Below are 298 nucleotides of genomic sequence, written 5' to 3'. Positions count from 1 at the left end.
AAAGTGGATAAACAGTATTTTCTTTGTTTTCTTCCGAAATCACTTGCGAGTCTTGACCTTGCATCGGTGCTCCACCAGAAACATCATCACTGAAAATTTGCATTGGAATCTCCAAAAGTATATTTTCCTTGATTACGGGCAGTAAGTCAAGTACTTCTCCTTCTAAACAATGAAATTCAGCTTCAGTTTCAAATTCTTCTTGTGAAGTTTGGAACACCTCAGTTGTTTTAATGTCAAATGGTAATGTCACATCTACTAAAGAGCGAGAACATGGTAAAACCATGCTTCCAGTTATATG

At 36.6% G+C, this 298-nt stretch carries 1 protein-coding gene; it reads right to left on the bottom strand.

What is annotated here, in order from left to right; all coding sequences use genetic code 11:
• Positions 1-298 (bottom strand): DUF177 domain-containing protein (locus ACSG5Z_RS30830; RefSeq protein ID WP_435712856.1); only part of this gene is annotated, 298 nt, incomplete at both ends.

The organism is Bacillus pretiosus (genome assembly GCF_051294775.1).
Lineage (GTDB): Bacteria > Bacillota > Bacilli > Bacillales > Bacillaceae_G > Bacillus_A > Bacillus_A wiedmannii.
This window is presented reverse-complemented; position numbering and strand designations above follow the sequence as displayed.